9 protein-coding genes are annotated in these 8,043 nt (G+C 71.4%); 8 read left to right on the forward strand and 1 reads right to left on the reverse strand.

Annotated features, from left to right (window positions below; genetic code table 11):
• On the forward strand, positions 1 to 750 hold a 750-nt coding region (locus ACXJKL_RS08990), incomplete at its 5' end, for a FadR/GntR family transcriptional regulator (protein WP_457206722.1).
• 11 nt (positions 751 to 761) lie between these two features.
• On the opposite strand, the gene ACXJKL_RS08995 is transcribed toward ACXJKL_RS08990, so the two are convergent.
• Entirely contained in the window at positions 762 to 2,150 is a 1,389-nt protein-coding gene (locus ACXJKL_RS08995; RefSeq protein WP_457206723.1) for a GntP family permease, read from the reverse strand.
• 353 nt (positions 2,151 to 2,503) lie between these two features.
• On the opposite strand from ACXJKL_RS08995, the gene ACXJKL_RS09000 reads away from it, so the two are divergent.
• From ACXJKL_RS09000 to ACXJKL_RS09030, 7 genes are all read left to right on the forward strand, one after another.
• Complete coding sequence (locus ACXJKL_RS09000; RefSeq protein WP_457206724.1) at positions 2,504 to 3,478, forward strand: ParA family protein; 975 nt, start codon at positions 2,504 to 2,506, stop codon at positions 3,476 to 3,478.
• On the forward strand, positions 3,463 to 3,819 hold the full coding sequence (locus tag ACXJKL_RS09005; protein WP_457206725.1) for a hypothetical protein: 357 nt from the start codon (positions 3,463 to 3,465) through the stop codon (positions 3,817 to 3,819). Before ACXJKL_RS09000 ends, ACXJKL_RS09005 begins: the two co-directional genes overlap by 16 nt.
• Positions 3,816 to 4,703, forward strand: coding sequence for a segregation and condensation protein A (locus ACXJKL_RS09010; RefSeq protein WP_457206726.1), 888 nt, complete (start codon positions 3,816 to 3,818; stop codon positions 4,701 to 4,703). Before ACXJKL_RS09005 ends, ACXJKL_RS09010 begins: the two co-directional genes overlap by 4 nt.
• Positions 4,700 to 5,404, forward strand: a complete 705-nt coding sequence (gene scpB / locus ACXJKL_RS09015; protein ID WP_457206727.1) for an SMC-Scp complex subunit ScpB — start codon at positions 4,700 to 4,702, stop codon at positions 5,402 to 5,404. The genes ACXJKL_RS09010 and scpB overlap by 4 nt, the downstream gene beginning before the upstream one ends.
• Entirely contained in the window at positions 5,401 to 6,201 is an 801-nt protein-coding gene (locus tag ACXJKL_RS09020; RefSeq protein WP_457206728.1) for a pseudouridine synthase, read from the forward strand. Before scpB ends, ACXJKL_RS09020 begins: the two co-directional genes overlap by 4 nt.
• A 52-nt stretch (positions 6,202 to 6,253) precedes the next feature.
• Entirely contained in the window at positions 6,254 to 6,703 is a 450-nt protein-coding gene (locus tag ACXJKL_RS09025) for a Fur family transcriptional regulator (RefSeq protein WP_457206729.1), read from the forward strand.
• Between the two features lie 29 nt (positions 6,704 to 6,732).
• A partial coding sequence (locus ACXJKL_RS09030) for a peroxidase family protein (protein ID WP_457206730.1) occupies positions 6,733 to 8,043 on the forward strand: 1,311 nt, incomplete at its 3' end.

Here is an 8,043-nt window from a genome sequence, read left to right on the forward strand (position 1 = left end):
GACCACCACGTGACGAGGCCGGGAGCCCTGGGAGGGCACCCGCTCGCGGCTAGGGTGCTGCTCGTGTCGACCGCCCACAGCACCGTCCTCGCCGAGGTCGGCCCGCGCATCGTGCGGGGCGACCTCGCCGAGGGGTCCGTCCTCACCCTGGACTCCCTGGGGGAGACGTACGGCGTCTCGCGCACCGTGGCCCGTGAGGTCGTCCAGGTGCTGGCCTCGATGGGCCTGGTGGAGAGCCGGCGACGGACCGGCATCCGGATCCGGCCGCGCGAGGAGTGGGACGACTACGACCCCGCGGTCATCCGGTGGCGCCTCGACGGCGACGACCGGGTCCGGCACCTGCACCAGCTGGGTGAGCTGCGGGCCGCCGTCGAGCCAGCGTCGGCCGCGCTGGCCGCCCGGCACGCCGACGACGCCCAGCGCGTCGAGATCGTGCGCATCGCCGAGCAGATGGAGGCCTCCGGGGCCGCCGGGGACCTGCGGACGTTCCTGGAGCAGGACGTCGCCTTTCACCGGCTGCTGCTGCGCGCCTCGGGCAACGTGATGTTCGCCGGCCTCGGCGACGTGGTGGAGGAGGTCCTGCGGGGGCGCACCGACCACCACCTGATGCCGCCCGAGCCCAAGCCCGAGGCCCGTCGGCTGCACCAGGTCGTCGCCGAGGCGGTCGCCGGGGGAGAGGACGAGGTGGCTCGCCACGCCATGACGGCGATCTGCGCCGAGGTCGTCTCCGACCTCGACCGCCCCCGCTGACACGGCCCGACTCACACGAGTCCCGCGACCGGCCACAGGATCACGGCGAGCGCGAAGGCGCTRACCCCCAGCGTGGTCTCCATGACCGTCCAGGTCTTGAGGGTGGTCTTCTCGTCCATCCCGAAGAAGCGGCTCACCAGCCAGAAGCCCGAGTCGTTGACGTGCGAGAGCACGGTGGCGCCGGCAGCGATGGCCACGACCAGCAGCGCGATGTGGAGGTCGTCGTAGCCGGCCGCCTGGGAGGCGATCAGTCCGGCCGTGGTGGTCAGGGCGACCGTGGCCGAGCCCTGGGCCACCCGGAGCGCGGTGGCGATGAGGAAGGCCTGGAGCAGCAGCGGGAGACCCAGGCCCGACAGCGACGAGGTCAGGGCGTCGCCGATGCCGCTGATGCGCAGGACGCCGCCGAACATGCCGCCGGCGCCGGTGATGAGGATGATCGAGCAGATCGGCGCCAGGGCCTGGTCCAGGACCTCGGTCGTCTGCGCCATGGACCCGGTGCGTCGACCGAGCACCGCGATGGCGAGGAGCAGGGTGATCAGCAGGGCGACCGGGGTGTTGCCGAGCAGCTGCAGGGCCTCCACCCAGGACTGGCCCTCCTCGAGGGTGCCGTTGGCGACCAGCGTGGTGAGCACGGTGTTGAACGAGATGAGCACCAGCGGCACGAGCAGCAGGCCGAGCACGGTCCCGAAGGCCGGGGGAGCCATCGCCGGGCGGTCCTCGCCGCCGTCGAGGTCGCCGAAGATCATGTCGGAGACGGGGACGTCGAAGCGCCTGCCGAGCACGCGGGAGACGAGGTAGACGCCGACGTACCAGGAGACGACGGCGACCGGGAGGCCGACCAGCAGGATCACGCCGATGTCGCCGCCCAGCGCCGTGCCGGCCGCGACCGGGCCGGGGTGCGGGGGCACGAGGGCGTGCATGGCCGCGAAGGCGCCGGCCGCGGGCAGGGCGTAGAAGAGCACCGAGCCGCCGAAGCGGCGAGCGACGGTGAGGATGATCGGCAGGAAGACGACCAGGCCGGCGTCGAAGAAGATCGGGAAGCCGAAGATCAGGGCCGCGACGCCGAGGGCGAACGGCGCTCGCTGCTCACCGAAGCGGTTGATGAGGCTGTCGGCGAGCACCTGGGCTCCGCCGGTGACCTCCAGGAGACGGCCCAGCATGACGCCGAAGCCCACCAGCAGGGCCACCGATCCCAGCGTCGTGCCGAAGCCGGTGAGCATCGCGGTCGGCACGAGCGCCAGCGGGATGCCCGCCGCGATGGCGGTCAGAAGGCTCACCAGCACCAGTGCGATGAAGGCGTGCAACCGCACCTTCATGACGAGGAACAGCAGCAGCGCGACGGCGGCCGCCGCGATGAGGAGGAGCACGGTCGTGCCGTACGCCGGTTCGAGATTTTCCACGGGGTCGCTCCGTTGTGAGGGGGGTCACAGGGTCGCGAGCATGGTGCCCGAAAGGTAGTACCTTTGCAATGCGGCGCGTGCACAGGTTTGTGCACAGGTGCCCGGCGCCTGTGCACGGGACCGGGGCCGAGTGCACAGATTCAGTTCGCGGGCTGGGGGTTGTCGGCCACGTGTTGTGGCGGCTCGCGGGCGCATCTAGAGTCGCCCGGAACTCTCGGGAAGATGTCGCCGTGTCGACAAAGTCCAGCAAGGTCCCGCGTGGTCCAATCGGTACGAGTCGACAAGAGGAGATGTTCATGAGTGGTGGCGGTTTCGCAGGTCTCCCGGGCCGGTCCGGCAGCAGCGCGTCGGAGATGCCCCCACTCGTGCGAGCACCCGTTCCAGCACCTTCCCCCGAGGACAGTCATCCCGTGAGCGACCCCCTTCCCTTCCCGCGCCCCGAGACCCGCCCCGAGGCCGTCACGGCGACCGCCACCGACACCCTCGTGCCGCTGGGCCCGACCGGTCGGCCCATGCCGTCGTTCGCCGAGCCCCGACCGGTGAGCGGTCCGACGCGGGCCCGCGTGGTCGCGATGTGCAACCAGAAGGGTGGCGTCGGCAAGACCACCACGACCATCAACCTGGGCGCGTCGTTGGCGGAGTACGGCCGCAAGGTGCTGCTGGTGGACTTCGACCCGCAGGGGTCGCTGTCGGTGGGCCTGGGCCTCAACCCGCACGAGATGGACCTGACGATCTACAACCTGCTCATGCAGCGCGAAGTGACGCTGGACGACGTCGTCGTGCCCTCCGGGGTGCGGGGCATGGACCTGCTCCCCTCGAACATCGACCTGTCCGCCGCCGAGGTCCAGCTGGTCCACGAGGTCGCCCGCGAGCAGACCCTGCAGCGGGTCATCGCCCCTGCGCTCGACCAGTACGACGTCATCCTCATCGACTGCCAGCCGTCGCTGGGCCTGCTGACCGTCAACGCCCTGACGGCCTCCGACGGCGTCATCGTGCCGCTGGAGTGCGAGTACTTCGCGCTGCGCGGCGTGGCGCTGCTCAAGCAGACCATCGACAAGGTCCGCGAGCGGCTCAACCCCCGCCTCGAGGTCGACGGCGTCCTCGGCACCATGTTCGACGGCCGCACCCTCCACAGCCGCGAGGTCATGGACCGCCTGGTCCAGGCGTGGGGCGACACGGTGTTCCACACGGTGATCCGACGCACGGTGAAGTTCTCCGACTCCACGGTCGCCGGCGAGCCGATCACGTCGTACGCCTCGTCGTCGGCCGGTGCCGACTCCTACCGTCAGCTCGCCAAGGAGGTGCTCGGCCGGTGGCCCGCCGAGTGAGCCTGCCCGCGGCCGACGACCTCTTCCGCCGCACCTCGCCGGAGGGCGACGGGGCCGAGCCCCAGCGTGCCGTCCGTGCCGTGAGCGACCGGCCCGAGCCCGAGCCGGACACCGCGCCCCGCAGGCCGAGTGGCCGCGTGCGCCACGACGAGAAGATGACCGTCTACGTCACCTCCGACGAGCTGCTCGACATCGAGCACACCCGCCTGACCCTGCGTCGCACGCACGGGCTGGCCGTCGACCGGGGTCGCGTGGTGCGTGAGGCGCTGGCCCTGGTGCTGGCCGACTTCGAGGCCCGGGGCGCCGACAGCGCGCTCGTGCGACGGCTGACCGAGGAGTGAGCACGACCGCCGCGACCCCCGAGGTCACCGGTGGCGAGGCGGCGCCGGCGTTCGCGGTGCGGCTCGACAACTTCGAGGGGCCCTTCGACCTGCTTCTGTCGCTGATCGCCAAGCACAAGCTCGACATCACCGAGGTCGCCCTGTCCAAGGTCACCGACGAGTTCATCGCCTTCGTCAAGGCCGGGGGCAAGGTCTGGGACCTCGAGCAGACGACGTCCTTCCTGCTCGTCGCCGCCACGCTCCTCGACCTCAAGGCCGCCCGGCTGCTGCCCCAGGGCGACGTCGAGGACGAGGAGGACCTCGCGCTGCTCGAGGCGCGCGACCTCCTCTTCGCCCGGCTGATGCAGTACCGCGCGTTCAAGCAGGTGGCCGGGGTGCTCGAGCAGCGCCTCGCCGCCGAGTCCACGCGCCACCCGCGCCAGGTGGGCCTCGAGGAGCGCTTCGCCACCCTGCTTCCCGAGGTGCTCATCGGGATCGGGCTGGACGCCTTCGCCCGGCTCGCCGCCCGGGCGATGGAGCCCAAGCCGGTGCTGGAGGTCTCCCTCCAGCACATCCACGCGGCCAAGGTCAGCGTCCGCGAGCAGGCGGCGCTGGTGGTCGACCGGCTGCGGCGCAGTGGCACGATGACCTTCCGAGCACTGTGCGGGGACTCACCCGACAAGCTCACCACCGTGGCCCGGTTCCTCTCGTTGCTCGAGCTGTTCCGGGAGGGGGTCGTGGGCTTCGACCAGGTGACCCCGCTCGGTGAGCTGACCGTCCGGTGGACGGGCGGCGAGGGCGGCGAGGTGGAGATCACCGACGAGTTCGACGGCGCCGAGCCAGAGGTCGTCGACCTGACCGCCACCGACACCCCCGACGAGAACGATCCGCAGGAGATCCCGTGACCGACACCGACCCGTCGCCGGAGACGCTCGACGTCGCCGTCGCGCCGCTCCACCCGTCGCTCGAGGCGATCCTGATGGTGGCCGACGAGCCGCTCGACACGATGCGGCTCGCCTCGGTCGTGGGTCATCCGGTCGCCGACGTCGAGGCGGCCCTCGACGAGCTCGCGGCGGCGTACACCGAGCAGGGCCGTGGCTTCGAGCTGCGCGACGTGGCCGGTGGCTGGCGCTACTACACCCGCGAGGAGTACGCCGCCGTGGTGGAGAGCTTCGTGCTCGAGGGCCAGCAGGCGCGGCTGACCCAGGCGGCGCTGGAGACCCTCTCCGTGGTCGCCTACAAGCAGCCGGTGTCACGGGCCCGGGTCTCGGCGATCCGCGGCGTCAACGTCGACGGCGTCATGCGCACCCTGCTCACGCGCGGACTGGTCGAGGAGGCCGGCCAGGACGGCGAGACCGGCGCCAACCTCTACCGCACGACCACCTACTTCCTCGAGCGGATCGGCATCACCTCCCTCGACGAGCTGCCCGAGCTGGCGCCCTACCTGCCCGACATGGACGACCTCGAGGACGAGCTGGCCAGTGTGGCCGGCACGGCCCCCGCTCCCGAACCGGCACCCGAACCGGCACCCGACCACCCGCACCAGCCGCACTCGCCGCACAGCGGCGACGGCACCGAGCCCGACGGGGGCACCGAGCCTGCATGAAGCCGCACGACGAGAAGGACACCCACCCCGCCTCGCAGCGGCCCGACACCGACGAGGACGGGCTGATCCGGCTGCAGAAGCTGCTCGCCCAGTCCGGCGTGGCGAGCCGGCGCAAGTGCGAGGAGCTGATGCTCGAGGGCGCGGTCGAGGTCGACGGTGAGGTCGTGACCCGGCTCGGGACCAAGGTGGACCCGCGCACCGCGGTGATCCGGGTCGAGGGCCGACGGCTGCCCCCGATCTCCCCCCACGTCTACCTGGTGCTGAACAAGCCGCGGGGCGTCGTCTCGACGATGTCCGACCCCGACGGCCGCCGCTCGATCGGCGACCTGGTGGCCGACCGCCCCGAGCGCCTCTTCCACGTCGGTCGCCTCGACACCGACACGTCGGGGCTGCTGATCCTCACCAACGACGGTGACTTCGCCCAGCGCCTCGCGCACCCGTCGTACGAGATCGAGAAGACGTACGTCGCCGAGGTCGAGGGCCAGCTGCACCGCGGCATCATCAGGCAGCTGCTCGCGGGCGTCACCCTGGACGACGGTCCGGTGGCGGTCGCCCGCGCACGCGTCGTGGAGGGCAGCCACGGCCGCACCTCCCGCGACCGCACCATCGTCGAGCTCGTCATCCACGAGGGACGCAACCGCATCGTGCGCCGCCTGCTCGAGCACGTCGGGCACCCCGTCACGCGGCTCACCCGCACCTCCATCGGTCCGATCGAGCTGGGAACGCTGCAGCTGGGGGAGATGCGGGAGCTGAGCCTCACCGAGCTCGGCGTCCTGATGGACAGCGCCGACCTGTAGCCGTCCGCGCGCCAATCTTGACTCGATCAAGATTGCTGGCGAGACTGGGCCCATGGACGCCGAGCCCGACCTCCGTGAGGCACTCAGGGGCGCCGACCTGCGAGTCACCAGACCTCGCCTCGCGGTCCTCGCCGTGGTCCACTCGCACCCGCACGCCGGCACGGAGACGATCATCCGCGAGGCCCGACGATCCCTGCCCGACGTCTCCCACCAAGCGGTGTACGACGTGCTGCGGGCGCTGACCGACGCCGGCCTGCTGCGGCGCATCCAGCCGGCCGGCTCGCTGGCCCGGTACGAGGCGCGGGTCGGGGACAACCACCACCACGTCGTGTGCCGCACCTGCGGCGCCATCGCCGACATCGACTGCGCCGTCGGCGACGCACCCTGTCTCACCGCCTCCCACGACCACGGCTTCGRGGTCGACGAGGCGGAGGTCGTCTACTGGGGCACCTGCCCCGCGTGCGCGACCGTTCGCTCCAGCACGACCACCAGCAACCAGTGACCAGTGACCGTCCCTCCGGAAGGAACCAGATGAGCGACAACCAGGACAACGCACCCACGAGCCCGCAGGGGGTGGACGAGAAGGCCGCCGCCGGCTGCCCGGTCGCCCACGACTCCGCGACCGCTCAGGGCAGCGAGAGCGAGAACCCGGCGATCGACTCCCCGACGCCGAAGACCGGTGGACGGCCCCACACGCTCAAGGACTGGTGGCCCAACTCGCTGGACCTGTCGGTGCTGCACGCACACTCGTCCAAGGGCAACCCGCTGGGTCCGGACTTCCGCTACGACCGCGAGTTCGCGAACCTCGACGTCGAGGCCCTCAAGCGGGACCTCACCCAGGTGCTCACCACCTCCCAGGGCTGGTGGCCGGCCGACTTCGGGCACTACGGCGGCCTGATGATCCGGATGAGCTGGCACTCGGCCGGCACCTACCGGATCTACGACGGTCGCGGCGGCGCCGGCGACGGCGGGCAGCGCTTCGCGCCCCTCAACAGCTGGCCGGACAACGCCAACCTCGACAAGGCGCGGCGGCTGCTGTGGCCGGTCAAGCAGAAGTACGGCCAGTCGATCTCGTGGGCCGACCTGATCGTGCTCGCCGGCAACGTGGCGCTGGAGTCGATGGGCTTCGAGACCTTCGGCTTCGGCTTCGGCCGCGAGGACGTCTGGGAGCCCGAGGAGATCTTCTGGGGTCCCGAGGACACCTGGCTCGGCGACGAGCGCTACTCCGGCGAGCGCGAGCTCAGCGAGGCGCTGGGCGCGGTCCAGATGGGCCTCATCTACGTCAACCCCGAGGGCCCCAACGGCAACCCGGACCCGCTGGCCTCGGCCCGCGACATCCGCGAGACCTTCGCCCGGATGGCGATGGACGACGAGGAGACCGTCGCGCTCATCGCCGGTGGTCACACCTTCGGCAAGACCCACGGTGCCGGCGACCCCGACCTCGTCGGCCCCGAGCCCGAGGGCGCCCCGCTCGAGGAGCAGGGCCTGGGCTGGACGAGCTCCTACGCGTCGGGCAAGGGTGCCGACACGATCACCAGCGGCCTCGAGGTCACCTGGACCGACAAGCCGACCCAGTGGAGCAACCGCTACTTCGAGATCCTCTTCGGCTACGAGTGGGAGCTCTCCGAGAGCCCCGCCGGCGCCAAGCAGTGGGTCGCCAATGACGCCGAGGACATCATCCCCGGCCCGACGGCGGACTCGCCGCGGCGCAAGCCCACCATGCTCACCAGCGACCTCGCCCTGCGCGAGGACCCGGCGTACGAGAAGATCTCGCGACGCTTCCTGGAGAACCCCGAGGAGTTCCGGCTCGCCTTCGCCAAGGCCTGGTACAAGCTGCTGCAC

Source organism: Nocardioides sp. P5_C9_2 (genome assembly GCF_054049555.1).